Raw genomic sequence first — 25,464 nt, 5'->3', positions numbered from 1 at the left:
TAGACCCCTGGCTTTTAATTCTCTAAAAGCCTATCCATTTTGGCGGCGCAAATGAAATCATTATGACTCAGACCGTTGAGGGCATGGGTCATAAAACGAACGTGGCAATAATTATAACCGACTTCTAAATCAGGGTGATGATTTTCAGTATTCGCTATCCAGGCCAACGCGTTGACAAAAGCCATTGTTTCGTAAAAATCTTTAAAAGATAAACTACGTTTAATGATGCGATTATCCGCACTCACTTCCCAATTTTTATTCAATTGTGGCATCAAATTTTTAATTTGTTCTGCATTTAATGCAGCTCCAATGCCTTCACATGATTCACAATGTTTGCTGCTTAAATCACTGGTCATTTTATTTCCTTACTTGTAGTAATTACTCAACGCATCAAGAAATCGATTATTCTGCTCTTTAGTTCCAACAGTTACACGCAGGTAATTGTTCATTTTATAGGGATGCAGAGGCCTCAATATAATACCCCGATCCAATAGATAGTTATAGAGCAACATGCCGTCTTCTTTACAGTCAAAGGTCAAAAAATTGCATGCAGAGGGTAGGTAATTGAGATCCAATTCATTCAGTCCCTGTTTTATTTGCCGCATTCCTTCTTCATTGATTTGTAAGCTGAACTGGAGAAACTGCTCATCATCCAGGGCTGCATGGGCAGTGGTCAATGCGACCTGATTGACTGTAAATGGCAGTTGTATGCGAAGCATCAGCTCAATCACTGAAGGATGGGCTATGGCATAACCTAAACGAACACCGGCTAACCCGTATATTTTTGAAAAGGTTCTCGTAATCACCAGATTGGGGTGTTGGGCTAACCATTCGATACTGTTGCAATTGTATTGGGATGCAGCGTATTCATAATAAGCTTCATCAAGCACCAAGAGGGTGCTTTCAGGAATATTTTCTAACAAGCGTTTTACTTCTTTGGGATTGATTAAAATGCCGGTAGGATTATTGGGATTTGCAAGAAAAATGATTCCTGTTTTTGAATTGCATGCTTGGATCAAGTTATCTATGTTAACCGTCCAATCAGTATTTACCGCAATGGAGTGAACAGGAATGTTCAATGTTTGTGCCTGAATTGCATAAGTACTAAACGCATATTCATGGGTGAGAATGTGTTTGTCATGATGCAGTACAAAGCAGTTGAGGAGAAGAGTGTATATGTAATCCGAACCATTACTCACAAAAAGCTGGTTGGTATTGATATTAAGTTTATTCGCCAATTTGGTCATTAACGGATGATTCGTTGGTGAGGGGTAAGTTGCCAAGAGGTGGGCTGACATTTTTTGTAATGCAGCTTGGGCTAAAGGACTGCAACCTAGTGGATTTTCGTTACTGGCCATTTTAATAATGTGACTGTCGCTAATCCCTTTTTCACGTGCTAATTCTTCTATTGCTTTACCTGCTTTATATGGGATTAAAGATTGTATGCCGAGATGTGGTAATTGTTGAAAGTTAACTGCCATAAATTTTCCCTAATTATAAATTTTTTCATATTATCCAAGGTTTAGCATTCTGTCACGAGCTCATTGAAACAAAGAAATTTTTTTAGGGTTCTTTAAGGTTCAATCGTTTTACCGGGGATTAAAGAAGCCCCGGTATTGTGATTATTGATGAGAGGTTTTCATTTGGGCAAGTAACTCATCGAAGGCGAAATTGCGAGCCAAATCGGTTTCTTGTAAAGGTTTACGATCAACAGGGCATGAATGGTGGTGTTCTACCCAAAATCGAATGCCTTGTGTTCCAGATTTATTATCATCGTTAAAAGTATGTCCATCGCGATCCATTACGGTAGGAGTCCCATTAACGCCTAAAGGTTCGAGCGTAATGGGATCAAGAAGTTGGTTTTTAGAGCTTTCTGACGAAGCTTCTCCTTTTAACGGGCCCAAAAGGAGCTGCGTCCATGATGTGTGGCTGTAATGTTTCACTTGATCGCAAAATTCATCTGAGTGTACTGCAGTAGGGGGGATACAACACTCATGGTCGGGATTTTCAAGTGAAACAGGAACTTGTCCTGACTTCGCATAAACGAGTGCAACACCATTGAGTACCGCAGTACGACCCAGTTCGAGTAAATCGATGCATTTGCTTAGAAAATAAGTAGGCAGAGAGAGAGTCAGTCCAAGAGCCCAGCCAGAAAGACCACCCAATGCACAGCCTAATACGGCGATAGGTCTGGACAAGGATAAAAAAGGCAAGAAAAATTCAAGAGCTTTTGCAATGATAAAGGGGATGGCGGTCAGTGCTATCCCCAAAGTAGCAGTTCCTAAATTCCAGGCTTTTTGAAAATAACTTTGGGGAACTTCATAGACATTAAGTGATTCGAAAAAAGTTGTTTTGCCGATAAAAGCTGCGAAGTAATCCAGTGAGTTGGATATCTTTTTGTTCAGGAAAATAAGTCCCCGAAATAATAAATCAGGAAAAAATAAAGCAGCACCAATAAGTGCACCAATTGGGGCGCCAATTGCAAATCCTAAAGCTTCCCCAATCCAGCCAAATACTCCACGCATTACTCCATGATGGCGTGTGCCGTCAGCATAATCGATGTATGCACTATTTTCATTCCAGTATGAGGTATAATCAGGGACCCAGAAAATGGCTAAGATAAGGTCAAGAATGATGCCGGGAATACTCGTAATTTCTCTTAATACCAGGCGGGTCAACACATGACCTACGGTCATGCCTTTAGCGAAATAAGCATACATTGTTTTTCATCCTCTAAATTCATAATGTTTGGGAATGGTGCTCCTCGATTCCGCCGCCATTTTAAGCTCATTAAAGCCAAATAACAATCCAATAGGGTGAAATCAATTCACTTTGTGCAAATATGTTTTTTCTGAGGTTAATGTAGCTCTTGCATTTTTATTTTCACGGCGCTAACCTCAGACCGGCAAACCAACCACAGGAATGGAATATGAATTGGCAAAAGGGATTTTCCCTTACTGAAGTATTGGTCTCTTTATTGGTCGTAACCACGTTGGCTTTAACTTTGTTGCAGCAGCGAGGACAGAGCAAACAAGTATTGAACCAACTGATCTTACAAATGCAAGCCTCCCAGTTTCTTGATCAAGTCGAAGAAACTCTGCTGGCCCAGGTTGCAAAATTACCCTCCACTCCGACACCCTATCATTTGGAAATACAGCATAAAGATGAACAGGTACTGATTCAACTTGACTGGTTTCAACAATTAGGCGTTCTAACCCGCAAACACAGTTCCACAGGTAACCTAAAATGAAAAAATGTGCGGGAATCAGTTTAACTGAGGTTTTGATCAGTCTTTTTCTGACAAGCCTGATTGTTTCTATGTTATTCCAACTGTATTTAGGGAGCAAACGCCAATACATTGAAATTGAGAAGGTTTTGACTACGCATTTTGATTTACAATGGGTGAGTGATTTACTGAGTGATAGTGTCCGGCGTGCAGGTTTTACTCCTTGTTTGGGAATTGATCGCCTGCACGTTATTGATCGCAGAGCCCACCCCAATAAGATTCAGGCACTGCGCATAGGCAATCGTCCCGTTCAATTCATACAAGTCAATCGTATGAATGAATTTTTTTCTAAAATAATCAAAATTCAAGGTGCAACAAGAATATTGGTACAGAATCCAGTAAGTTTTCATAAAAAACGACCGGTACTGATTGCAGATTGTGAACATGCTGAGGTCCAAGAATTGGTTGATATAAAGCAACAGACCGATAGTTCACTCATTACTTTGAACAAACCTTTACTTTTTTCCTACACGGGTTCGACATATATCGGTGAGTTTCTTGAGGAGAAATGGTTCATTAAGAAAAATGCAAAGGGGACGGATGCTCTGTATTATCAATTGGTTCAGACCGAGGAAGTAACCCCTCTAATACATTTTCTGCATCCCCAAATTCGGCGTATCAAAGAAAAACAGTTTCTTGAACTAATCATGGGATTGGATGAAAACAAAACACAGGAGCTCAGAGTGGTGGTACGGGGTTCATGAATCAAGATAAGGGATTTATTTTATTAGTAACCATGCTTATTATGGGGGTGATTGGCTTACTCATATTGACTTCAATGCAGCATACCCTAATGTATTACAAGGCAATAAATAAACAAGAAGTAGTGCATCAGAATTTTTATCAATTAGAGGATGTGGCGTTGCAATTACTTCGTCAATATAGTGAGTTGCCTCAGGATTGTGTGATGCACACAGATTCTGCAAATCAGGTGACGCATCGTCTTTTTCATCACAAAGGGTGCTCTTTGAACAGTGGTAAGATGCAGTACAAATATTATATTGAGGACTTAGGTGAGTTTCCTTGTTTAAGAGCGTATTATCGAGGACGTAATACTGCGACCCATCACCAACGAATCACTATCGCACCTGTTGAAAATGGAACTCCTGGCTCATTTCTGCAAATACGATTTATCCATAGGGGAAGAATCATACCTTGTCTGACCAAGGAGCATTCAATTTCCCTCGGGGTGAGCAGTTGGCGATATGTACCTGCTTCATAAAATACACAAAGTATTCTGGGTGTAAGTCCCGTTATCCCTCGCTAGGTTTGGATGACGGTGTAATTAATATTTTCTTGAGCTATCTAAAACCTGGTTGTATTGTAGTGGTTAGGATTAATGGAGAGGTTTTTAGGTGCGTTTACAAAAGATTATTGAATTGAAGTATTGGCCGCAAATTGCTGTTCTTGCGCTGTTGTTCGCGGGATATGTTGCTTATCGTTATTTTGCTTATTATGACACACGTTCGAATGATGCTTATGTTTCCGCAAATATAATCAATATGGCCTCCTTAGTTTCTGGACCAGTTACCCATATTTACGTTCAAGAGAACCAAAAAGTGAAAAAGGGTGACAAGCTTATTGAAATTGATCCTCTTCCCTATACTTATGCCGTACAACAAGCTAAGGCTAAGTTAAACATTGCCAAATTGAATTATGAAAATGAAAAAGCGAATGTGATTAAGGCAGAACAACGATTAAAAGCAACTCAAATTCAGTTGAATTTAAGTCAGGATCACTACGAACGCTATTCAAAATTGCAATCGAAAGGAGATATGGCCAAGATCACTTTAATTAATTTAGCCGATAAAATGAAAGAACAAGCCGCCGCAATTAAGGAAGCAGAAGAGCAACTTAGAATTGCCCAAACTAATTTAGATGATAATGAAATTTTAGCAGCACAGGCAGAATTGGATCAGGCAAATTATCTTCTGAATCATACTACCCTTACAGCACCGGATGATGGGTACATTACTAATTTTAATCTGCGTACAGGTCAATACATCAAGGTTGGCGAGGGATTATTTGCTTTTATAGAAACCAAACAATGGTGGGTAGTTACCCGCTACAGGGAGACAGCAATTCGCTTGATACAACCTGGCGACAAGGCAAAAATTATGATTGATATGTATCCGGGAAAAGTATTTCATGGGCATGTAGACAGTATTGGTTGGGGAATCAATCGGGTACAAGGTGGCAATGTTGCTCCTTCAACCCTGGTTTATTTAGAAGCAACTGAAGACTGGATTCGCATTGCACAACGTTTTCCGGTGCGAATTTATATGGATGATTTAACCGATGACTACCCTATGCGCATTGGAGCCAATGCGACCACTATTACCTACAGGTGATATGTGTTTTTCTGGCCTCAAACGGTTGAAAACAGAGCTGCCATAAGAACAGCACTTGCTGCGTTAGCTGCGGTATTGCTTTCATTTAAATTTCATCTGGAAACTCCTTTTTGGTCGGGAATGAGCGTTGTTGTGGTTTCCAATTTGTATACCGGTAACATCATTGATAAGGCGATGTTGCGTATTATTGGCACTATTGCCGGGGCGTTTTTGGGCTTTTATGTCGCAGGACTCGTTGCCAACAGTTTTTTACTCTATTTTCTTTCCTGCTTTTCAATCGTGTGTATTGGTAGCTATTATTACAGTTTTAGTATCAATGGTTATGCTTATTTATTAGGTGCACTTTGTGCTTTCCTTATTATTTCACAAGTCGCTGTAAATCCACAAAACGCTTTTTTCGTAGCGATTTGGAGGCCGGTTGAGATTGGAATTGGTGTGTTAGTATCGGCAATCAGTGCCTATTTTATTCTTCCAAATCATTTAAAAGACAATATCACCATACAACTTCATGATATTTTTACCGATTTTTCGACGGGTATAGGTCAATTACTCAATATGTTGCGTGAGGGTAAGCCGGATTTTGATTTGTTTTCGCAAAACAATTTAAAGATAAAAAAGAAACTCCGTAAAGCAGTCGAGCTTATTGGCGCAATGAATCACGAATTAGGGGTTACTAAAGCAAGAACTGACCAGGTTCGTGCCTTATTGGATATTTTTTATGATCTGTCTCGACAGTTACAGTATTTGATTTTAATTTCTCCCCAACATAGTGATTTAACCATTGTGCAATCCTTATCGATAGAGCCTGTTCTGAATGCAATTCAATCCGATCTGGCGCAGTTGCAACTGGCTTTTTCGAATCAAGAGATGCTTCTGGAGTTAAAAACAGAGGCGGCAATTGCGGCATTGGAAAGGCATGTGAAACAGATTCAAAAAACTGACGAGAGAACTTTTTTTTACTTGAATCCCAAAATCAACACTGACGTGGAAGCACACGAGCCTGCTTTTAGGAGTAATTTTATCTATGCGTTTATCCATTTCCTGCATCAGGTAAACCAAAGTCTTCTTTTGATGCACTCCTTATTATGCCACCTTCCTTTAGGCATGACTGCAAAATTTCAAGTCTTAAAAACCCAAGAGCGAATCCGTACGGATAGGGATGTCATTAAGCGCAGCATTAAGGCTGGATTTTCAGTTATTCTTGCTTTGGGTTTTTGGATGGTAACTAATTGGCCTGGTGGTTTAAATGGAATTATCAGCAGTCTGGTGATTTCGATTCGTAAAAATCTTTTTGAAATGAAAAATGTCAGTATTCATCGTTTACTCGGCTGTATTTTGGGTGGGGGTATTGCTTTATTCTCCTTATTGCTCATCAAGATGAATCTTTATGATTTTATTATAATATTTTTTCTTTCAGTTTGGGGCTTTTCTTATTTTATGTTCAAGTTGCCTAAATATTCTTATATTGGGTTACAGGCAAATATCGCTTTAATCATTTCTCTTGCTCAAGAAGGAGGGCCTCCTGTTTATTTAGGACCTCCATTGCAACGTTTGGGCGGGATTGTCATTGGAATTGTAGCCAGTTTTATTGTGGCGAATCTTATATGGCGTTCTGACGTATGGACTATGTTGAATCGTTATCTTAACAAACTGTACCTCTATATGGGGCAAAATTTAAAGCAAATACTCTTAGCGCCAGGGAATCAAAAAAAACTGCATGATTTAGCCAATTTGTTTTGGACCTCCCGAGGATTGATTGAATCACTTGCTGATGAGCCCTTAAGCGCAAAAAAGCAAAATATGTTGGTGGAGTTGAAGAAGCGTTTTGATTCTTTGGTCATGATACAGGCAACGATGAGTCATATTTTAGGGGCGGTTAATCGGGAAAAAGTTGAGGAAGCAGCGCAATTATTAGGATGCGACTTAGTGTTTTATGAAAAGGAGGTATGGAGTGCTTTTACCCAGCATGATAGTGTATCTGGATTGAAATTAAGTGCCCAGTTGAACGACTTACTCTCTGAAATTGATAAGAAAAAGACATTTTCCATAGTTTCAGATAGTGATTTAAGGGGATTTTTAGCTTATATCAATGCGTTAAACCAATTGGTTTTAAGAATTCATTAGGAACTTAAGTCATCCTCTGAGCTGAGAGGGTGCTACAACATCGAGAACCCAGGTTGAGGCACCGTGTTAGGAATCGGATATCTCGCTTAATACCCGCGACAATTGGAGACTGTAGTCTCATGGTGCCCGATCCTAATATTTTTTAAGTTGGGAATTCATTCATTTTTTTGTTTGTGGGTTTCAGGAAAATTGATTAGAATCATTCAGTTATAAAAAAAATTTTTTACTAACCAAGTGTTCTTTATAAGAGCCAGATGTATAAATCCTGTTATTAATCGTTGCAAAATATTCCATAACGTGTAAAAATTGTCCGCCTATGAAAACGAAAATTCTCTCTATTACAACTTGTTTCGCCTTAATTGCCTTGAGTTTTTCAGCGTGGTGGTTTTGGCCGATGAAAAAACCGTTCACTCTGTTTCGACAGGCTGATTTTGATCGATTACCCGGTTGGAAATCTGCAGATTTAAAAAAATCGTTACAGACCTTTCAGACTTCATGCCGTGCTTTTATTAAGCAAAATCCAGAGCAGATTGTGGGAACGGATCATATTAACTTGCAGGTAAAGGATTGGCAGCCAGCTTGTAACGCTGCTTTAAAAATTTCTCCTACTGCTGAAAAAGAAGTGAGGCAGTTTTTTGAAACGTGGTTTACTCCAGTGGAGTTTACCGATACGGGCGAAAAACCTGGTTTATTTACCGGTTATTATGTGCCGGCAATTAAAGGTAGTTATACTAAATCTAAAAAATTTCACGTTCCTCTTTATGAAACCCCAGATGATTTGGTGACCTCTGATTTAGGACTTTTCTTTAACGACTTAAAAAATCGCAGTATTGTAGGTCGTTTAGAAGGTAAAAAACTGGTTCCTTATTATACTCGTGCACAAATTAATCGTGGGGCACTGAAAGGCAAAGCACGTGTTTTAGTATGGATTAATAGCCCCATCGATCGTTTGTTTTTGGAAATTCAAGGTTCGGGAGTCATTGAGCTTGATGATGGTCAGAAACTTTATGTGGGTTATGACGCACAGAATGGAGCTCCTTACACTGCAATTGCTGGAGTTTTGATCAAAAAAGGAGTGATGACTAAAGACAATGCATCCATGCAAGCAATAAAACGTTATTTGGAAGCGCATCCCAAACAGATGGATAAAGTGATTAATAAAAATAAATCGTTTGTTTTCTTCCGTAAAATGACTGAGGGGGTCGCTCTAGGCTCACAAGGTGTGGCTTTAACTCCTGGTTATTCTCTTGCTATTGATAAGCAATGGATACCCATGGGTGCACCTCTTTGGTTGACGACTACCCGTCCTGACAGCACCAATCCAGATGAAAATAAACCATTGCAACGCCTGATGATTGCTCAAGATACGGGCGGAGCGATACGTGGCAAAGTCCGTGGGGATGTTTTTTGGGGCGGCGGTGAAAAAGCGACGCTGATTGCTGGCCATATGAAGAATCACGGTCATTATTGGATTCTTTTACCTAAAAATGCAGTATCTCGATTAGAGAAGAATAAATTAATTTCTGGGTAATTTTGCCCTCACGCCTCTCCCGTGGACGGGAGAGGGGATTTCCTCCTTCTCCGTCATCCCGAGCCCTAGCGAGTGATTTTCTTGTCTTAACGCGGTGCTATAGCCGGGAGAGCCCGCGCTATGCATAGGATGAAGCGGGTAGGGCGGATGAAGGGAATGCTAGCTTTGATGACCAGCAGTCTTTTTCTCTGCTTCCTTAAATGGTGGAATCACGCTATTTAATGCTTCTTTATTGTTATTCAATGATTGAGCGGTATTGTCCTTTAAGGCATCAGCTAAACTAATGAATTTGTATCCATGCTTTTTATACAGTGCAATGATGTCTTCTAAACATAAGCTGTTGAGAAGATTGGCATGGATTAATAAAATTTGTTTGACATTTTTTCCTTTAGCATTTTTCTCTGCTCTTAAAGTTTGTTGCCAGATGTATGCCAAATAACGTTTTTTGAAGGCTGGAAGATTTTCGGCTCTTTTTCTATAAGGTATTCTGTAAAAGCGTGCATTAAACTCATAGTCTTTGCTGTCTATCGTTACTGGAGCAATCGTATATTGATGTGCGACCAAATAGTCGTTCACTTTTTGTTTTTTTTGACCAGTACCCTCAGCCAAATAAGGATAACGAAAATATTTAGGTTCTGTGAGTACAGGTGCTAGGACGGTATCAGCACGATCAATATCGGCTATGTATTTATCAGCACTCATACTATTTAAGCTTTTATGAGTATAAGTGTGATTTCCTAAAGCAAATCCTTGATTGCGAAATGTTTCCAGCAAATCCCATTCATTTTTGGCTACTGCTCCGCCAATTGCAAAACCTGTGGCTGGAACTTGATTATCAACAAGTGCTTTGACGATTGCCATAAATCGACTTTGGGTTCTTTTCAGACTTGCTGGTGTGCTTGTGCCTGATCCAACAAAGGGTAAATCATCAATTGTAATTGCAATTTCTTTTTCTTCCGCAAAACATGGAGAATTGAGTATGCAAAACAAAAGCGTTACACCGGTCCATCGAAGTAACATGATATCCCCTAAGTTATTATTGTTATTTAAAAATAACTATAGTAGACAAATTTCAAAAAAGTCTAATTTTTTTATAATTTATTCTTTATTATGAAGATTATTTGGTGATATGATGGAATATTTTCAAATTTAAAACCATTAATTTTGATGCAGGTTAGGCCTTGGCCTGACATTCGTTTTGCAAATACATTATGGAACTTTTGTTGGCCGAGGGCCAACCTGCATTCAGCTCATTGTTCTAATTTTTGCTTTGCTTTATGCAAACCCTCAAATATAGGCTCAGAAATATGATTTGGAAATTCAGCTGGTAATTTTTTTGAGACTTCTTGTATCACTGAATCTGTTTTTTCCAACATGTCATTGAGAATCATTTCAGCGCGGTCCGAAGAGTAATTGGCGTCTTTTGACGTGTCTAAAAAATGTCGACGTTGCAAGGTATGCCAATGGTAATGATTGTTTTTTCCTTTTAAAGCCATAGCCATTTTAATTTTCTGGGATTGCAGTTGATTCTTCTTAATCAAGGGATATGCGGAGATAATGTCATATAATGGTGAGAGCCTGTATTTTCCTTCAGCTTCAATAAAAAGGCTGAAATTTTTTGCATGTCCATCAATTGCGGCAAGTAACCAGAAAAAAACCTGGGCTTGATAGAACATATCCCGATCGGCTATTGAGTTGGCCGACCCAAGTAATAAGTTCATAATTTCTTTTATGCCTGGGCCTCCATCCGATTGATATTTAATGTTGTACGAAACCCCCAGTGCCTGGCACATATCCTCTTGAGGCAATCTCATAATCCAGCTTTTATCGCCAGACATTCTGCGATCAAATCGTTTTACAGATAAAACCTTTACGTCTTCAAAATGAAGAATGTTGCAATCGGCTACTGGCAGTCCATAGCTTTTCGCAAGAAGGGAACATAGCCACTCGTTTTCGCAACTGTCGCTTAAATCCATTTGCTGGTGTGCAATAACACCAATGGGTAATTTAAAGATATGGGTGGTTGGCGTTTCTTGAAGTGGTTCACACCATTGGTTTTCATGATATAAAAAAGCTGTTTTTTCTTGCGCTCCTGCAATAGAAATTCGGAAGTCTTCGTCCTCTTGGCTCATGCCTAAGGGGTTTATTCGATAATTTCGTAAAATTGAGGCAATTTTTTGCTCACTTACAGGTTTAAATTTAATTTTTTTCTCAAACTCATCTAATGGAGCAGTTACCAGCTGAATGGCTCCTACGCAATCTCTACCAATACCCGCGAGCAGATCAAAGGGCTGGCTGGTTGCAATTTGAAAGCGTGCTTGAATGCGCGCGCGAATCTGCTGATTATCTGGAAGTAAGTTATCAAAAAAATTATATACTACATCGCCAGAATAAGTGGGATTAATAAGCGGTAAAGAGAGCGAAATAGGCCGAGCTCCTGCTTGATTTAACCAATCGTGGTGGTATGTAAATCTCAATCCTCCCTGAGGTGTTTTCTCAAGCATCCCCACTAAAATGCCATTCATCAAGACATAAAGAGTTTGATTCTTTTTTACCATTCATCATTCCATGGATTGGTTGTTGTTTGTTCGCCTTTTGTTGATGCTTTGAAATCTAGACTAAGAGCAGATAATATTCGAAATAAAGTACTTAATCTCATATTTTCGGGATTATTTTCAATGGCAGAAATGGTTTTTTGCTTTAAGCCCACTAAATCAGCAACTTCAGCTTGGCTTAGCTTTAGCTTTTTTCGTTGATTTTTTATCAACAGTGCCAATTCCTGTGGTGAGTGGATCAGCATGAATGCTCCAGTTTGATACCTTATAAGGGATATAATTAATTGTATACCCTAATAGGGATAAATGCAATTTTATCCTCTTTAGGGTATAGGCGTAACTCTATACCCTAAAGAGGATAAAGTCCAACATTTGGAAGTGTTAGCTATTCTCTGGACCACGTGTTGAGTGCATAAAGTTTTGGTCAAAAAGTTAATGGTCTCGAAGAATCATCAGAATATTCTTCATCAGCAGAGCATTCTGAAGTCGAAGTATTTTCATAACTCCGACTGTCGCCGATAGAAAAGATATCGAGAAGTACTTCATATCTTTCTTGCAATAGAGAATACTCCTCATCAAAATATTTTTGTCTTGATGCGGCATCAACACCATCCATATTTTGGAGTAACTTATCACCGAACTCTTCCAAACAATTATGTAAGCCGCCAGTTACAAGAACAAAATCATCAATGCTAAAGTGATCACAATTGATTAAAAGATATTGCATCATAAATTGGGTTTTCAATTGCAAGATATCCATTTTTAACTGACTTATCGCCTTAAATAAATCACCCTGATTTTTAAAGAATAAAAAAGTAAATTTAGTAAGAATGTGATTGATTTTAATTTTAATTTCATTCATTTTTTTTGATAGCTCAATATCAGTCGTGTTATTGAGTAGTTCATCATAAGAGGATTCAATATGAGCGATATCCTTTTCAAACTCGTTACATAATGATTCATGAATGAGTGTCATTTTTTTATTGGATGGATCGATAAAAAAGCGTTTTGAATAAGCCATAGGGGTTCCAAAGTATAAAAGATACAAATTATACATTAAGTAATTATTTTATTCATTTTCCAGTATTGCTGTTTGAAAAAGAGGCATTTCATTGCTAAAATGCCATCCCTTCATTTTACCGAACATATATTTAGAACGAAGTGCGTTATTTAATTGTAATTTTATTCTTATTCAATTCCATAGGTCATGCCAATATTGGCGAGCAGATTTTAAAAGAATATCAGTCTAAATTTTATACTTTACCCGTGACTCATCAAGAGCATTTTGCGATGAGAATGTATACTTTAACTGGCAATGAAGAATACATAAATCCTATTATTAACTATCTGTATTTGCTTGGGGGTAGATATAGATATCTTTATAAAAATTTACAAAATGACGTAGTGATTGAGATTGAAAACAAACGTTTATTATCAATTACTGATGGAGATACTGAAAAAACTAAAAAAAGAATCAAAGAAAGTTTGAAGTACCCTAGAATTGCTTACTACCTCAGTTTACTCATTTTAACCAATAAAATATATTTTTATCATATGGAGGAAACCCCATTATTTCCTGACACGCGCAAAATTATTAATTTTTTAAAAACCAAAAGTAGTGATTTTGAAAAATATATTCTTGATGACGAAAACATAAAAATATATGGGGCGCAGCTTATAAATTATGTTTATTATTTGTACGATTTGGGAATTATTGATTTAAGAAAACCGTATACTCAAAAATTTAAGAACATATTTCCTGATAGTCAGGATGCCCAACTCACTGATTTGGATTATTCCGCAAAAATTTATGGGATGACTCATTTTATTTTAAGTGAAAGCCGTTACTATCAGAAACAACTGGATCCAAATCGATTTAATTGGATAACTCAATATTTTAAAACCCATATCGATGAAATTATATCGCGCACAGAATACGATGTGATTGTCGAGGTAGGGATTTGTCTTATGCTTATCAAGAGTAACGATTTAAAAACAATTAATAAAATCAAATCTCATTTAAAAGCCATTTACAATAAGAATTATCACATCCTACCTAACAAGGAAAACTCCTTTGACTTTATAAAAGGAGAGCATCGCAATATTTTAACAATTATGCTTTTTAGCTGGCCAAAGAAATTAACCGAAGTTCCAAAATCATTGTTCCAAATCATGTTGGAGAAAAACTTTATTCTCAGTGAATATGACTCAAAGATTATCTTTGGGTTTCGTGTGCCGTATTAGATGAAGTTAGAATAGGCATAGTTATAGAATGTTCCCAAATGATTGAAAGGCAATATTTCCTTAAAATTTTTTAACTGGAGTAGTCACCCATCCTGCTGCTGATTAAAACAAATAAGCTGGTTTTATTAAAATGATTTTTAGATGAAGTTAGGTGGACGCTTTTGGTGTTGGGTAGACGGAGTTGTCAACATGTTCTTTTGTGGAATCCAATAACTCTTGTTCTTCTGATTTCCAAAATTTCCAGGTTTTTTTATTTTTATAGGAGAGATAAATTCCTAATCCAAACACTAATGTTGTGAGAGCATAGCCTACAGTTTTTAATATTCTGATCGCTTTCTGATCATTATCGGCAGTAAATTTTTCAATAAACGCTCTATTTTCAATTAATTCGGTAAACCGATTAAGTCTGGTAAATACGTTTACGGTTGGATCGTTTAAAGCGTCTCGAGCATCCTGTGCACAATTGAATTTATCAACCAGTAATTGCAACTCAGATATATCTTTATTGCCACGATTTTCTATGGTTATTTTTGCGGGTTTTTTATGGCCGTCTTCATAATAGCTTGCAGAATGGCCGCCACAATGACGATGAAGAAAAACTCCAGTGGGTAAATCGATAGAGTTTATGGCCCTGAGTTTTTCTGCTTGATACATTTCAAAGTCATGATCGAGTGGTTGAGTGAACTTTTCTAATTGGTTTAAAAGATGTGCTCTTTTTGCCTGTATCGCTGGAAATTGCATGCTATACCAGTTATCAAAAAACTCGCTATCCATATGACTTTTTATCGCTTGAACCAAATTAGGGTTGGATTTTAGAACTTTAAATAATGGAGCAAGGTTCCCAGCGAGCAGGCAATTTTTCATGCTAAAATCACCTGTTCTTCGCACAGGTGCTCCAACTATGGCGATTCTGTATTCTTTAATCAAATCAATATCCCCCAACGCGACAGGTTTGCTGGTTTCTAATGCTTGATGTAATTGAGCTGAAAATTTTTTCATACCAATTTGTGTCCTGGCCCATTGGGAAAAATTATTACCTAAAAAAGGTGCCGCAAAAAAATCAGCGTGGGTATACATAAAGTAAAGGACTTTCATTAATTCGGGATTAGGATCATGACTCATTTTAATTGCACACGAAAAAAGATCGTTATCACAATGATAGCAAAAAAAGATTAACTTAATATTAATCAAAATGGATTTTATTTGTCCGAAAATGGGTGTGTCATCAATTGTTCATCATGCTAAAAGAGCTCAACAGAGCTACTGCATCTTGCTTAGGATTCAGCTATATTTATAGATGAGGGTTGGAAAGGTATTCAAAATGAAACTGAGTAAAAAGCTGTGTTTTATGTTAGCCTATTTGTTGGTGATATTGCCTTTTATTGGTTTTTATTTTGGTGATTTTTATAGTTTTCTTCCATTTTTTGTATTATTCACCTTGATTCCTTTGATGGATGTTTGGTTCGTTGATTCAAGTAATCCAGACAGTACTCAAGAGCAGAGGTTACTCAGGGATCGATATTTCAAACTCATTACCTGGATATATGTACCGGTGCAATATAGTTTTCTGATTTTGGCGATTTATTTGGTCGTACATTATCCGTTAACGGTCACCGAATTTATTGGATTCAGTTTGTCGATTGGGCTTTTGACTGGTGGCATCGGAATTACTCTTGCCCATGAGCTCATGCATAAAAACTCCACGATTGATCAACTCCTAAGTAAAATTTTATTGGTCAGTGTATGTTACGGTCATTTTTTTATAGAGCATGTCCGTGGACATCATGTTCATGTGGCTACGCCTAGAGATCCTGCAACAGCTCGGCTAGGGGAGAGTTTGTATCACTTTTTACCAAGAACAATTATTGGTTCTTTTCGTTCAGCGCTCAACATAGAAGGCAAGCGTTTAAATCGTCTCGGATATTCATGGTATCATTGGAACAATCAATTTTACTGGATTATTGGTATTCCTTTGTTTGTAGCAATAGCTCTTCTTTATTATGGTGGGTGGGGGGCTCTTTTATTCTTTATCCTGCAGTCGTTGACTGCCATTTTATTGTTGGAAATCATTAACTACATTGAACATTATGGTTTAGAGCGCAAGAAACTCGCTAATGGTTCCTATGAGAAAGTTTCCGCACAGCATTCATGGAATGCGAGTCATTGGCTGAGTAATATGCTCCTTTTCCATTTGCAAAGACATTCTGATCATCATGTTCATGGGGCACGCCCTTATCAATTATTAAGACATATTGACTCAAGCCCACAACTTCCTTCTGGCTATTTGGGAATGTTAATTTTGGCTCTGTTCCCCCCATTATGGCGGGTGGTAATGGATAAAAGAGTACTGATTAGTCGCTCGAAAAACTCATGAGGTCTATTTTTATTTTCTGACGGAATACGTCCAATATAAAAAATAACATTTTTGATGTTTTCTAAAAAAAAATCTGTTAAAATTTTCCGCAATTCGTAATTACTCAGCCCAAAAACCATTACATCAAGGGCGAGTGGAGGACTGGTAAGTTTAATTAATCTCGAATCAATAAACAGGTAAAAATATTGCCTGATGGGTTGTATTTGAGTGCAATTAAGCGATATCAGCCTAAAAATGTGGCGCATCATTGCCTGTCAAAGCCCTTAGGTTCTTCCATTGCTTAGTTTCAACCTATCACGCTTATTTCTAGCCTTCAGTTTAAGTGGGTTAATCCGCGGATTAACCGCAACAATAAATTTTTTAATAGGTTTATTTAGAAATGAAAACTCGTGTTTTTTCTTTCGATATTGATAGTTGGTTATCTAATAAGGCACACAACAGGGCTCCTGGTGCAAATTTAGATAATCAGCAAAATCAATCTGTCGACCCTGTTGGTGCTGCACAGGTGGAAGAGCAGATTGAGAAGGAGGCTGTAGATCATACTATTGCTGCGCCTGCTGCAACTGTGGCTTCCGCCGCTTCTAATCCAGGATGCAATCACCATGGTTTTTACAATCAAGCTGCGCGTTCCACCACGGATCGTCTCGCTCCAATTCCCGAAAAATATTTTGAAGCGAGTTCCGGTCTCACCGGTTGAATTGCAGCTGCATTTTTTCCTAAGCTATAAGCAAATAACAAACTGTCTTGAGTTCACAGCTCAAGACAGTTGCTAGGTCTGTATGAGAATAAAATACCCAGCTAGACCCATTAACCACTTATTTAGGCGTCGTTGTAATTTCCTCTTTGGGGGTAATGTCCCCGCTCGTCGCAGAATTCACTTGAGTGCCCTGTATCGGTTTTGATACTGGTCTCCAGAAGAAAGAAAACCAACCACCGCCGGTCTCTGTAGTTGTTTTTTCTGGTTCTTTATTTTTTTCTTTGAGACGATCCTCGACACCAAAATGTTCAATCGCGTGTTTTTCTGCTAATTTCATGAATTCTGTATCGGCAATGGAAGGAAGTGCATTGGTTCTCTCTTTATAAAATCGTTCAGCCGCTGTTGCGATTAATCCATTCGCTTGTTTCAGCAAGTGCAATTCATCGACTTCAATTTTTTCATTAGGAACTATGCTACGTAAAGCAGCTAAGTCATAGATAAAGATTCGAATTTGTTGATAAAGCTTTGCAAAATCTTCAATAGTATTAGCAAACTGTTCTTCATAGCTTTTACTCAGTTGCTCAACGCTGTATTTTTCCAGGCCTTTTCCTGCCAATTTTTTATGAATATGAGTTATTTTGATTGTTGATGGGTAATTAGGTAATTTTTTATATTCTTCGGAATTTATAATTTCATCCAGCATAACTGACGGGCTATTTTCAAGCTGATTTAATTGCATTAATAATTCGCTAAAAAACTGTGCTAAGCGGTTATCTAGCGACTCTTGCAGGTATTTAAAATCTTTTTTAATGCCCTGGGCGCGAACCACTAAAGTATGGTTTATGCTCGTGAAACTTAACAGTAGAAGTTCTGCAACATACTGACGAATCGTTACATTATCTGATGTAGCAAGTTCTTTAAATTTAGTTAAGATATCAATAATTGCTTGATAAAGGGCTTCTTTTTCCTTTTCTTTTTCAATAGGTGACCAATCATCCGTTAAATATTGTTGGCTAACCTGGCGAATCACTATGCCAAATGTTTCTAATACATTCTTGCGATTTACTTCTGAATCCAAAATGGAAGATTCTTTATTGGCAATTTTATTAATGTTTTCTTCTAAAACCAAGCTTGCAGTGTTAATCATATCCGCAAGATTTTTTCTTTGGGTACCCAGTCCAAAAATTTGAAAAAAGTGAGCTTGCATTAATAAGGCATGTTCTTCATTGACATAGCCAGAGTAAGTCGTAAAAACATCATTGAAGAGGCCGTAGATATGTCCTTTATGCAAAATTTTGCGTTGCTTTGTAAGGCCCATATAGGAGTAATTGGTTGAGTTATATGCATCATAACCAATTTGATTTTTGGCAATCATGGCATAAAGTGATCGCAAAATAGTAGAAAAATCGAGTGAAGCAACAGAAATTGATTTGGTTTCGGTATCGTCTCCCAAATATTTTCGACCTAAAGCGGAATACTGACGAAAAATTTGGGTGCCATCGTTAAATTCGACATGATGCTCGCTTAAAAAATGAATTATTTTATATATTAGTAATTTTTGGACATGAGTGGTTTTATATCCATTAGGGCAGACGATAATCCCTTGCTGGGAACCATTATTTCCGGTGGAGCCTGTTCCGTGATGGCCGGGCATGGAATAACGAACATAGTTTTGTGTTTCTTTAGAAACTACTTCGGGACAAATTGGGGTAAAGCCCCAATCCGAGCGTTCGTTGGCATAAAAAATTAATTCAGCATTTTTTATAATTTGGGGTAATATAAAAAATCGTTCGTCATACCAGGTAATTGGAAAACAATCTCCAGGGACAGGGTCGATACCAAAGAAATTTATTGATGCATGAGACAGATAGGTTTTAAGCTGATTGAACCATTGCTCTTTCTCTTCTTTGGGGATCAGATTAATTTGGGATTTTAGCGGTTCGATAATATCTGGTGTATTATTTGTCGGCGTACCTTTTTGTCTTTTGATTTGTTGTTCAGTTAAATACTTCAATACCTCTTCAAAAGTACTGCATGTGGCAATAATCGATTGGATAGCTTCTAATTCATGGGCGATTAAAATCGATTCAACAGCACCTCTACTGTGAGCAATGATATTGATTTGTGTTTGCCCGCGGGCTATTGCTTTTAATATTGCCGCCAGACCAAGGCCAATTTTTTCTCCTACATTAGAACCATCCGTTTTAGGTCCATTGATTACGGTAATTTCATCAGCCTGAAAAGGGTAAGGATTTTTTAAGTCTACTTTTGTCGTTTTAGTAGGGGCGCTGGTTTTAATCAAAGAAGAGATTAGGCTTAATGTTTCTCCCTTAGGATAATCTTTTACTTTTGCACCCTTAGTATATGGAGCAGGTTTGGGGATTTGTTTTAATTCAGGAGTGAAGTCAGTGAGCGTCCCTAGCATCGTGAGCGTGAATGGTTGTTTTTCGATTTTACTGTCCATAGTATATGCCTCGTATTATGACACAATGATCAATTGTGGATTCTTCTGAATATAATTCATTGATTCTTTAAGCATTAAGAAACAATCAAACTGTCGAGGTTCAGCCACCTAACCTGTAAATAATGGGCTGATGGTATTTTTTATAGTTTCATTTTTAGCAAATAATAGCAATAAAAATTGTCTGATTGTATTAAAAAGAAGATAATGCGGCATCTTATAAGCCAGGTGTTTGTATTATGTTTTTCGTCCTTTCTAGTAGTAATCTGGTTCTGAAAACGCAGAAAGAAATTAATCAATTTGTTAAAGCGACAGTGAATGGAAAGATATTTTTTGGCAATATCAGTGAGCAGGATGAAGAGCAGATTCTTGCTTTATTCAAACCAATGGTTATTCAGCGCAAGAGTCCAACGAAATTATTTTGTTGGATAGATACGGTGAGTTCCAACTTCTTAGAAAAAGCTGCTTAAACTTATTGAAGGAAATCCATATTTTACCCAGCTTATCCTGGACTCACAAACTTCAATGTTTGATCCTGCGACCTCCCTTTCACTTCGTTCCGAATTCGAGATGCAATTAGATTTGGGGCTATGGGAGATACTGGCACGAAATTTACCTCCTCATATCAAACAACTAGAACTATCTGCTGAGTATAATAACCCCATGGGACAGAGAATTACTTGCCATGATTTTGGAGACCTTAAAATTGATAAAAATGAGTCGGCCGAAGAGTCTTTAGAACGATTTATTGATGCTCTAAAGAATTGCAAACAGACCGGATTTCATTTAAAGCTTAAGGCAGAGTTCTTGTCTTCAATACCTCCTGATAAGAGAAAAGAATATATCCATAGAATAGAAGTTTTACTCGCAGAAAAAGAAATTTATTTTGCATCGAACTCGTTTTTGACGGAGCAATCTCTTTACAGGCAAAAGCAACACGCATTGTTTTTTACTGTTTTGGCACATGCTAAAAGAAATCATGAACTGAGCGATTTAGAGCCCGATTTTATTGAGAAAAGTGAGCTTTTGGATCTCGAGTTAGCTATCGAAGAGGATACTGATGAAGTTGAATCTTCCATAAGCTCTTGTCGTGCTTTTTAGGTGAATTGCAAATTATTTTTCAATATGTGTAAATTATATTCACTCAGTTAATATTTCATTAATTTTTATCACTTACAATGCTCAGTCAGTGATCACCTCAACTGTGCGTCGATGAAAATTTATAGTAAAAGAGATCAAGGGTTTCAAGAGGTTTATACTCATGAAAATTCTCTCCCGCAGAATATTGAAGCGCCTGAGAAGAAACCCTTTATTATCTTGAAATTGCGTAATGACTTTGTGAATTTTCACTATCTCGATGATTATTTTCCGCTGTTTAAAACACTCGGATATGTGGAGCTCAATAAAGAGTCACTCATTTTAACGGTTACGAGTAAAAGAAAAGTTGAGATTGTTATCAATGCAATTCTTAAAAGTGCTGATTACGATCATGCTCAAAATGAAGCTCTTTTTCATAGATTAAAGTCCATACAGCAAGAGCTGGCTAAAATAGAAAAGCCTAGTCAATTGCCTCCTAGAAGCAAAGATTTTGCATACTATCATCCGGTACATGTCGAGGTTACAAGAGAGCTAAATGCCCCCAAACCCTCTCATAGCGTGAGGAAAGTACAAAGGGATAGTAAACCAGCTGTAGAAATTTTTAAAATAGATGAGTCTGGAAGAAGAATTACTGAAATTGAGGCCTTTAATGGTATGGGTTATCGGCTTCTGTTAAATGACCGCACACCGAAAGTTAGAAGCGTGCATGATGCGGAAGGACATCGAGTTGGGGTGCTTTCTTGAGAGATAGAAAATTATCGATCGTTACATGATTACTATCTTAAAGAGAAGCAGACAACGGGGCGCATGCGTTCACCAAAGCAGAAGGATCTCGTAAAATCCGGTATTGGTAGAATATTAGCCGCTGCCTATTGTGAGGAAGAGAACGATCTGCATGGTGGCAATATCGGCTATGATCCCATCCAGCTTATATCCAGAAAAGTGGATCATGATCAAGCAAACTGGACATTCACATCAAAATATCAAAATAAAAATCCTAATAAGCCACTTAATAAGCCTGGAGAAAGAGCATGGGGTATAAAACCTAAAGATGCTTTTCCGATAACTCAAAGAGATATTACTCATTTTCCACATTTAACGGATGCCAAACCTCGGGCTTTTCCTGATGAGTCAGATATGAAGCTTTTAGAGTTGGTAGGAATTGAGAATGATCCTGATTTTATTAAAGATGCATTTTCAGTTTTTCTTAAAAGCGCTTTATTCGATGAGCAAATTTATCGACCAATTGCTGATGCAACGATTGGGAATCCTAAACTACGAGAAGAATTAGTTGCTCATAAAACCAGACGGAGTCAATTACTTGGAGAGGAACTGTTAAAGAATGATAAGTTTTTAAATTTTCTTATTAATCATCCGGATTTAAAATCACAAATCCTTGATGAATTTAAAGAATATAACAATGATTATAAGGAAAATAGCCCCTTGCGTCTCAATCTTGGGAATTTAGAAAATAAACTTGCAAATTTTGTTGATCAAGCACACGGCATAATCAAAGAGCGAGAAAAAAGAGTAGCTCATTTATTTGAGGTACACTATAAACCAGATTTGGATAATAATTCATATCAATATAAAGATAAAACAGCAATTGGCTCAGCTCAACGAAAAAAAATAACAATCGAACACATCAAAACAAAGCTTCATGTGACCGAGAGTCAAGCGGATTTATATTTCAATAAAGCCAGGGAAAGGTGGTCAAGGAATCCAATAAATAGTAAAAATAATATCAATGAACGAAAAGCAGAGAGTACTCTTGAGGAAGTTTTAGCTGATGTCATTAAGCTGGATAATAAAGTTGGTTTTTTTGGTGGTGAAGAGCGTACTCTAGATAATGGCAATACAATTAAAATACCCAAAGGTGCTGCCGCGATTTTTGATCTCTACAAAAAATATAAAAATCAGAAAATAACCTCTGCGATTGAAACCCTAGAGTTGATTATTGAGCAAGCAGCTATTTCAAACGCATATAAAGGTCATACCTGGTTTAATCGACGCCAGAATGAAACCTCTGAGTTTTATAATAATATCGTGGTCATTAAGAATCGACCATTTGTCGAAGAGATGAATGCTGCGTTAGACTCACAATTTATTTTTTGTCGGTAATTTTTCTTAACATATCACTAGATTCTTCTAATGCATCGTTAATTTTTGATAAGACATTGTCTTTTGATTGAAAAAATCCATGCCGCCCTCGTTTTTCAACAGGCTTAGCCAAAACAAGAGCTTCCTCTTTTGTTATTTCTGCTGCTTTAATATAAGCTTTAATTGATTGTCTCAGTGTTTTATCTAATTGAGATATAATTTCATAATAATTATTTGATTCATCAACAGGCTTCGCAAAATCTTGAGTAAGTTGTTCCGTAGCGCTCTTTAATTGTTTTACTTTACTTTGGATAATTTGGTATTTTTCGTTACTTACACCATATTTTTTTTCTAGTTTAGTGGCTATTTCTAGGAGCGCCTTTTCCAGATTTACTGCTGCTGCAACAATCATCTGCTGCTTTTTTTGAAAAAGGTCATATAAGGTACTAATATGCTCTTCGGAATTATATTTTCTGATGTAGTCAGTATTATAGTTTCTAATGGGGCTAAAAGTATGTTTCGAAGGATTAAAGTCTTCTACGTGATTTGTATAAACATCTAAAACTTCGTCATATTCTTGATAATAATTTTTTGTTCGAGAAAGATATTCTGAAGCAGGGTATACATCATCAGACCAAGGATCACAGATATAAGCATCCTTACCCCAGGTTTCTGGCTTCTTCGGATCACTTCCTTTTTGTCGTCCAACCACCAGGACCACGTGATTTCCGCCTGCTAATTGAAAAACCTCTGCGTTGATATGAGGCGCATAATGAGCTATGTAATCAAGAGCCAATTCAGAAAGCTCATTACAATTTCCAATTGAATATTTTTTACTGCATTCAATCGATTTGTAAAATTCATAGATGTAATAGTCAAACTCCAACCAGGAGCTTTCAGCTTCTTGAGATTTTTCCCTTATAGTTTTTATTGCATCACTAAGGCTTTTTCTCTTATCAATAGGATAAGTATTATTAATAAGTTGAGTTGCACCTTCTACGATAAATGCTCTTGCATATTGATTAGCAAGATGAGCTGCATCCTGATTTGAGTAGGGGACAATAGGCATTCCTAATTTCATAAAAAAAACCAAAGGGCTCACTTTCATTAAATTATAGTGAAAAAAACTTAAGATTTTATTATTCTAAAAACAGGGGGATAGCAAAAACTTAAAACCCTTTAACATCCACTCCCAAAAGAATAATTGAGTGCAAGAATTCATATGCCAGTTGCATCCGTGCAGTGCTTCATAATGAGACTTTATTTTCATGAGCAGAAGGCGGATCATTGAATGATCCGGGAAGGGGAGAGGTTTTACTCTCAAATAGACCAAGCCTACGGAGATTTTCCTCGTATTCCTGAACTTTGCGAAATACTTTGCCTGTGTTTTTTTTCTTTGGAATCGAATTCATTTGAGGTTGAGTCTCCTGATTTGAGTGTCCTGCACGCTGATGTTCCGCAATAGATTCAGAGATTTTATTCACTCCAACAAGAGAGGCACTCTCCCAATCAGAACTTTTTTGAGGCATAGCAGAAGTCATGTCCGCTGGTGTCATTGTATGTTTCAAATAAAGATTTAATGCATTCTCCCCGGAGGATAATGCTTTTTCTAAAGAGGCTAATTTTTGAGAGACCGGAGTTTGAATATTGAATTCAGTTTTTAGCCGTCCCATGGGGCTGCGATTATGTTCAAATAAAAGAGTACACTGAGATAGGGATTGGACCAGCCGCATCTTTTCTGACAATTCCTCTTGAGGATTATCGTAATCATAGAGCTGTTTATTCAGTAGTTGGGCTGCTTTAAACTTGTCTGTAGCAAGAGCATTTTTATAGGATTCACTTTGTTTCAATCGCATCTCTTCTCGTAAACGTAATTGGGCAGGAATATTTTCAAATTTATTAATGAAATCAATTAAAATAGAGGCTCTCTCTCTATCCTTCTTGTTGCTGCTTTCTTTCCAATTTTCGTGTAATGCGCGTAATGATTTTAGTTCCTTAGCTATTTGCCGTTTTGCAGTTTGCCAATCATGATGATATTTCAGTGTCCCTTGCTCAAAATGACGTAAGCTCTCCTCGACAACAAATTTGCCAGGACATTTTGAAATAATGCTTTTGAATTTGCAGTAGCTTTCGCTGGTATGAGCATTTTTTCCATCGGTGCCTGCGATACGTTGCATCCATGCCTCTCTTTCGGCAAAAATTTGTGCAAAAAGCATGAATTGTCTATACCCTAAAAGGCCGAAAATATCCTCTTGGCTTATGAATTCTGGTAAATTTGCTGTGGGTTGTTGGGCAAGAGGTGCTATAACTTTGGTGGTAAACTCGTTATAGAATTTTTCAATGGTCTTTAGCTCAACATTTAACGTTTTAAAGCATTCTTCATTTGCTTCGAGAACAGAATTGTTTTTTTCCCATGCTTTAAATTGCTTCATCAAACGGTGGTAATTTTTAAAAATTTGTTGATGCTGATTCGGGTTGGATTTATTTCTAATAAACATGGGATCTCCAGTGCCTTTTGAGTTTGTGACTAGATGATAAAAAATACAGAATGATATCAGGAGATAAATATTTTAGAAGAAAGTTTCTTCTGTGCCGAAAACATTAATCTCAGTGAGATTCATTATTGCATATAAGTCATGGGCA

At 37.3% G+C, this 25,464-nt stretch carries 24 protein-coding genes; 13 read left to right on the top strand and 11 right to left on the bottom strand.

The window, feature by feature from the left end; translation table 11 throughout:
• Nucleotides 1-14: 14 nt before the first annotated feature.
• The 3 genes from OQJ13_RS02750 to OQJ13_RS02740 all read right to left on the bottom strand — a co-directional run bounded on the left by OQJ13_RS02750 (nt 15) and on the right by OQJ13_RS02740 (nt 2,720).
• Nucleotides 15-356: a 4a-hydroxytetrahydrobiopterin dehydratase gene (locus OQJ13_RS02750; RefSeq protein ID WP_028380179.1), complete on the bottom strand. Its 342-nt coding sequence runs from the start codon at nt 354-356 to the stop codon at nt 15-17.
• A 9-nt stretch (nt 357-365) separates the two neighbouring features.
• Complete coding sequence (gene hisC / locus OQJ13_RS02745; RefSeq protein WP_265709027.1) at nt 366-1,481, bottom strand: histidinol-phosphate transaminase; 1,116 nt, start codon at nt 1,479-1,481, stop codon at nt 366-368.
• A 141-nt stretch (nt 1,482-1,622) separates the two neighbouring features.
• Complete coding sequence (locus OQJ13_RS02740; protein ID WP_265709025.1) at nt 1,623-2,720, bottom strand: hypothetical protein; 1,098 nt, start codon at nt 2,718-2,720, stop codon at nt 1,623-1,625.
• 209 nt (nt 2,721-2,929) lie between these two features.
• Between OQJ13_RS02740 and OQJ13_RS02735 the strand changes: the two genes are divergently transcribed.
• The 6 genes from OQJ13_RS02735 (at nt 2,930) to OQJ13_RS02710 (ending at nt 9,292) form a co-directional block, all read left to right on the top strand.
• Nucleotides 2,930-3,250 (top strand): type IV pilus modification PilV family protein, encoded by a 321-nt coding sequence (locus tag OQJ13_RS02735; protein ID WP_265709024.1) that lies wholly within the window; start codon nt 2,930-2,932, stop codon nt 3,248-3,250.
• Nucleotides 3,247-3,990 (top strand): PilW family protein, encoded by a 744-nt coding sequence (locus OQJ13_RS02730; protein ID WP_265709022.1) that lies wholly within the window; start codon nt 3,247-3,249, stop codon nt 3,988-3,990. Before OQJ13_RS02735 ends, OQJ13_RS02730 begins: the two co-directional genes overlap by 4 nt.
• Nucleotides 3,987-4,508 carry a type II secretion system protein gene (locus OQJ13_RS02725; protein WP_265709020.1) on the top strand — a complete coding sequence of 174 codons (522 nt, stop codon included), beginning with the start codon at nt 3,987-3,989 and terminating at the stop codon, nt 4,506-4,508. The genes OQJ13_RS02730 and OQJ13_RS02725 overlap by 4 nt, the downstream gene beginning before the upstream one ends.
• Nucleotides 4,509-4,641: 133 nt before the next feature.
• Entirely contained in the window at nt 4,642-5,637 is a 996-nt protein-coding gene (locus OQJ13_RS02720; protein ID WP_265709019.1) for an HlyD family secretion protein, read from the top strand.
• 3 nt (nt 5,638-5,640) lie between these two features.
• The gene (locus tag OQJ13_RS02715) at nt 5,641-7,761 is read left to right on the top strand and encodes an FUSC family protein (RefSeq protein ID WP_265709018.1); all 2,121 of its coding nucleotides are present in this window, start codon (nt 5,641-5,643) and stop codon (nt 7,759-7,761) included.
• Between the two features lie 316 nt (nt 7,762-8,077).
• The gene (locus OQJ13_RS02710; protein ID WP_265709015.1) at nt 8,078-9,292 is read left to right on the top strand and encodes a murein transglycosylase A; all 1,215 of its coding nucleotides are present in this window, start codon (nt 8,078-8,080) and stop codon (nt 9,290-9,292) included.
• Nucleotides 9,293-9,451: 159 nt separating this feature from the next.
• Here the strand turns inward: OQJ13_RS02710 and OQJ13_RS02705 are convergent, their stop codons facing one another.
• The 4 genes from OQJ13_RS02705 to OQJ13_RS02690 form a co-directional block, all read right to left on the bottom strand.
• Nucleotides 9,452-10,312 (bottom strand): polysaccharide deacetylase family protein, encoded by an 861-nt coding sequence (locus tag OQJ13_RS02705; protein ID WP_265709013.1) that lies wholly within the window; start codon nt 10,310-10,312, stop codon nt 9,452-9,454.
• Nucleotides 10,313-10,542: 230 nt separating this feature from the next.
• Nucleotides 10,543-11,850, bottom strand: coding sequence for a type II toxin-antitoxin system HipA family toxin (locus tag OQJ13_RS02700; RefSeq protein WP_265709012.1), 1,308 nt, complete (start codon nt 11,848-11,850; stop codon nt 10,543-10,545).
• Nucleotides 11,844-12,092 (bottom strand): helix-turn-helix domain-containing protein, encoded by a 249-nt coding sequence (locus OQJ13_RS02695; RefSeq protein ID WP_265709011.1) that lies wholly within the window; start codon nt 12,090-12,092, stop codon nt 11,844-11,846. Before OQJ13_RS02695 ends, OQJ13_RS02700 begins: the two co-directional genes overlap by 7 nt.
• 179 nt (nt 12,093-12,271) lie before the next feature.
• A complete protein-coding gene (locus OQJ13_RS02690; protein WP_265709009.1) occupies nt 12,272-12,868 on the bottom strand; it encodes a hypothetical protein in 597 nt (198 codons plus the stop codon).
• Between the two features lie 140 nt (nt 12,869-13,008).
• Between OQJ13_RS02690 and OQJ13_RS02685 the strand changes: the two genes are divergently transcribed.
• On the top strand, nt 13,009-14,091 hold the full coding sequence (locus OQJ13_RS02685; protein WP_265709008.1) for a DUF3541 domain-containing protein: 1,083 nt from the start codon (nt 13,009-13,011) through the stop codon (nt 14,089-14,091).
• Nucleotides 14,092-14,238: 147 nt separating this feature from the next.
• Here the strand turns inward: OQJ13_RS02685 and OQJ13_RS02680 are convergent, their stop codons facing one another.
• Nucleotides 14,239-15,213, bottom strand: a complete 975-nt coding sequence (locus tag OQJ13_RS02680; protein WP_265709006.1) for a hypothetical protein — start codon at nt 15,211-15,213, stop codon at nt 14,239-14,241.
• A 199-nt stretch (nt 15,214-15,412) separates the two neighbouring features.
• On the opposite strand from OQJ13_RS02680, the gene OQJ13_RS02675 reads away from it, so the two are divergent.
• Complete coding sequence (locus tag OQJ13_RS02675; protein WP_265709005.1) at nt 15,413-16,465, top strand: alkane 1-monooxygenase; 1,053 nt, start codon at nt 15,413-15,415, stop codon at nt 16,463-16,465.
• A 379-nt stretch (nt 16,466-16,844) separates the two neighbouring features.
• Entirely contained in the window at nt 16,845-17,162 is a 318-nt protein-coding gene (locus OQJ13_RS02670; RefSeq protein ID WP_265709003.1) for a hypothetical protein, read from the top strand.
• 118 nt (nt 17,163-17,280) lie between these two features.
• Here OQJ13_RS02670 and OQJ13_RS02665 read toward each other — a convergent pair whose 3' ends face one another.
• Nucleotides 17,281-19,626, bottom strand: a complete 2,346-nt coding sequence (locus OQJ13_RS02665; RefSeq protein ID WP_265709001.1) for a hypothetical protein — start codon at nt 19,624-19,626, stop codon at nt 17,281-17,283.
• A gap of 236 nt (nt 19,627-19,862) precedes the next feature.
• On the opposite strand from OQJ13_RS02665, the gene OQJ13_RS02660 reads away from it, so the two are divergent.
• The 4 genes from OQJ13_RS02660 (at nt 19,863) to OQJ13_RS02645 (ending at nt 22,842) form a co-directional block, all read left to right on the top strand.
• Nucleotides 19,863-20,093, top strand: a complete 231-nt coding sequence (locus OQJ13_RS02660) for a hypothetical protein (RefSeq protein ID WP_265708999.1) — start codon at nt 19,863-19,865, stop codon at nt 20,091-20,093.
• A gap of 55 nt (nt 20,094-20,148) precedes the next feature.
• Nucleotides 20,149-20,724 carry a hypothetical protein gene (locus OQJ13_RS02655; RefSeq protein ID WP_265708997.1) on the top strand — a complete coding sequence of 192 codons (576 nt, stop codon included), beginning with the start codon at nt 20,149-20,151 and terminating at the stop codon, nt 20,722-20,724.
• Between the two features lie 111 nt (nt 20,725-20,835).
• Entirely contained in the window at nt 20,836-21,465 is a 630-nt protein-coding gene (locus tag OQJ13_RS02650) for a hypothetical protein (RefSeq protein ID WP_265708996.1), read from the top strand.
• Between the two features lie 63 nt (nt 21,466-21,528).
• Nucleotides 21,529-22,842 carry a hypothetical protein gene (locus OQJ13_RS02645; RefSeq protein WP_265708995.1) on the top strand — a complete coding sequence of 438 codons (1,314 nt, stop codon included), beginning with the start codon at nt 21,529-21,531 and terminating at the stop codon, nt 22,840-22,842.
• On the opposite strand, the gene OQJ13_RS02640 is transcribed toward OQJ13_RS02645, so the two are convergent.
• Both OQJ13_RS02640 and OQJ13_RS02635 read right to left on the bottom strand, forming a co-directional pair.
• The gene (locus OQJ13_RS02640) at nt 22,826-23,902 is read right to left on the bottom strand and encodes a hypothetical protein (RefSeq protein ID WP_265708994.1); all 1,077 of its coding nucleotides are present in this window, start codon (nt 23,900-23,902) and stop codon (nt 22,826-22,828) included. The two genes, OQJ13_RS02645 and OQJ13_RS02640, sit on opposite strands and share 17 nt — an antisense overlap.
• A 166-nt stretch (nt 23,903-24,068) precedes the next feature.
• Nucleotides 24,069-25,319: an EbhA gene (locus OQJ13_RS02635; protein WP_265708993.1), complete on the bottom strand. Its 1,251-nt coding sequence runs from the start codon at nt 25,317-25,319 to the stop codon at nt 24,069-24,071.
• Between the last annotated feature and the right edge of the window lie 145 nt (nt 25,320-25,464).

It is taken from the genome of Legionella sp. PATHC035 (assembly GCF_026191115.1).
GTDB lineage: Bacteria > Pseudomonadota > Gammaproteobacteria > Legionellales > Legionellaceae > Legionella.
Note: the sequence above shows the minus strand (reverse complement) of the source record. Positions and strands in the feature narration are given on the sequence as shown.

Bases quoted from the DNA above. Each gene is read 5' to 3' on its own strand.
- OQJ13_RS02750 (WP_028380179.1), bottom strand. From the start codon at position 356: ATGACCAGTGATTTAAGCAGCAAACATTGTGAATCATGTGAAGGCATT.
- hisC (WP_265709027.1), bottom strand. From the start codon at position 1,481: ATGGCAGTTAACTTTCAACAATTACCACATCTCGGCATACAATCTTTA.
- OQJ13_RS02740 (WP_265709025.1), bottom strand. From the start codon at position 2,720: ATGTATGCTTATTTCGCTAAAGGCATGACCGTAGGTCATGTGTTGACC.
- OQJ13_RS02735 (WP_265709024.1), top strand. From the start codon at position 2,930: ATGAATTGGCAAAAGGGATTTTCCCTTACTGAAGTATTGGTCTCTTTA.
- OQJ13_RS02730 (WP_265709022.1), top strand. From the start codon at position 3,247: ATGAAAAAATGTGCGGGAATCAGTTTAACTGAGGTTTTGATCAGTCTT.
- OQJ13_RS02725 (WP_265709020.1), top strand. From the start codon at position 3,987: ATGAATCAAGATAAGGGATTTATTTTATTAGTAACCATGCTTATTATG.
- OQJ13_RS02710 (WP_265709015.1), top strand. From the start codon at position 8,078: ATGAAAACGAAAATTCTCTCTATTACAACTTGTTTCGCCTTAATTGCC.
- OQJ13_RS02705 (WP_265709013.1), bottom strand. From the start codon at position 10,312: ATGTTACTTCGATGGACCGGTGTAACGCTTTTGTTTTGCATACTCAAT.
- OQJ13_RS02700 (WP_265709012.1), bottom strand. From the start codon at position 11,850: ATGGTAAAAAAGAATCAAACTCTTTATGTCTTGATGAATGGCATTTTA.
- OQJ13_RS02695 (WP_265709011.1), bottom strand. From the start codon at position 12,092: ATGCTGATCCACTCACCACAGGAATTGGCACTGTTGATAAAAAATCAA.
- OQJ13_RS02690 (WP_265709009.1), bottom strand. From the start codon at position 12,868: ATGGCTTATTCAAAACGCTTTTTTATCGATCCATCCAATAAAAAAATG.
- OQJ13_RS02680 (WP_265709006.1), bottom strand. From the start codon at position 15,213: ATGAGTCATGATCCTAATCCCGAATTAATGAAAGTCCTTTACTTTATG.
- OQJ13_RS02675 (WP_265709005.1), top strand. From the start codon at position 15,413: ATGAAACTGAGTAAAAAGCTGTGTTTTATGTTAGCCTATTTGTTGGTG.
- OQJ13_RS02670 (WP_265709003.1), top strand. From the start codon at position 16,845: ATGAAAACTCGTGTTTTTTCTTTCGATATTGATAGTTGGTTATCTAAT.
- OQJ13_RS02665 (WP_265709001.1), bottom strand. From the start codon at position 19,626: ATGGACAGTAAAATCGAAAAACAACCATTCACGCTCACGATGCTAGGG.
- OQJ13_RS02660 (WP_265708999.1), top strand. From the start codon at position 19,863: ATGTTTTTCGTCCTTTCTAGTAGTAATCTGGTTCTGAAAACGCAGAAA.
- OQJ13_RS02655 (WP_265708997.1), top strand. From the start codon at position 20,149: ATGTTTGATCCTGCGACCTCCCTTTCACTTCGTTCCGAATTCGAGATG.
- OQJ13_RS02650 (WP_265708996.1), top strand. From the start codon at position 20,836: ATGAAAATTTATAGTAAAAGAGATCAAGGGTTTCAAGAGGTTTATACT.
- OQJ13_RS02645 (WP_265708995.1), top strand. From the start codon at position 21,529: ATGCGTTCACCAAAGCAGAAGGATCTCGTAAAATCCGGTATTGGTAGA.
- OQJ13_RS02640 (WP_265708994.1), bottom strand. From the start codon at position 23,902: ATGAAATTAGGAATGCCTATTGTCCCCTACTCAAATCAGGATGCAGCT.
- OQJ13_RS02635 (WP_265708993.1), bottom strand. From the start codon at position 25,319: ATGTTTATTAGAAATAAATCCAACCCGAATCAGCATCAACAAATTTTT.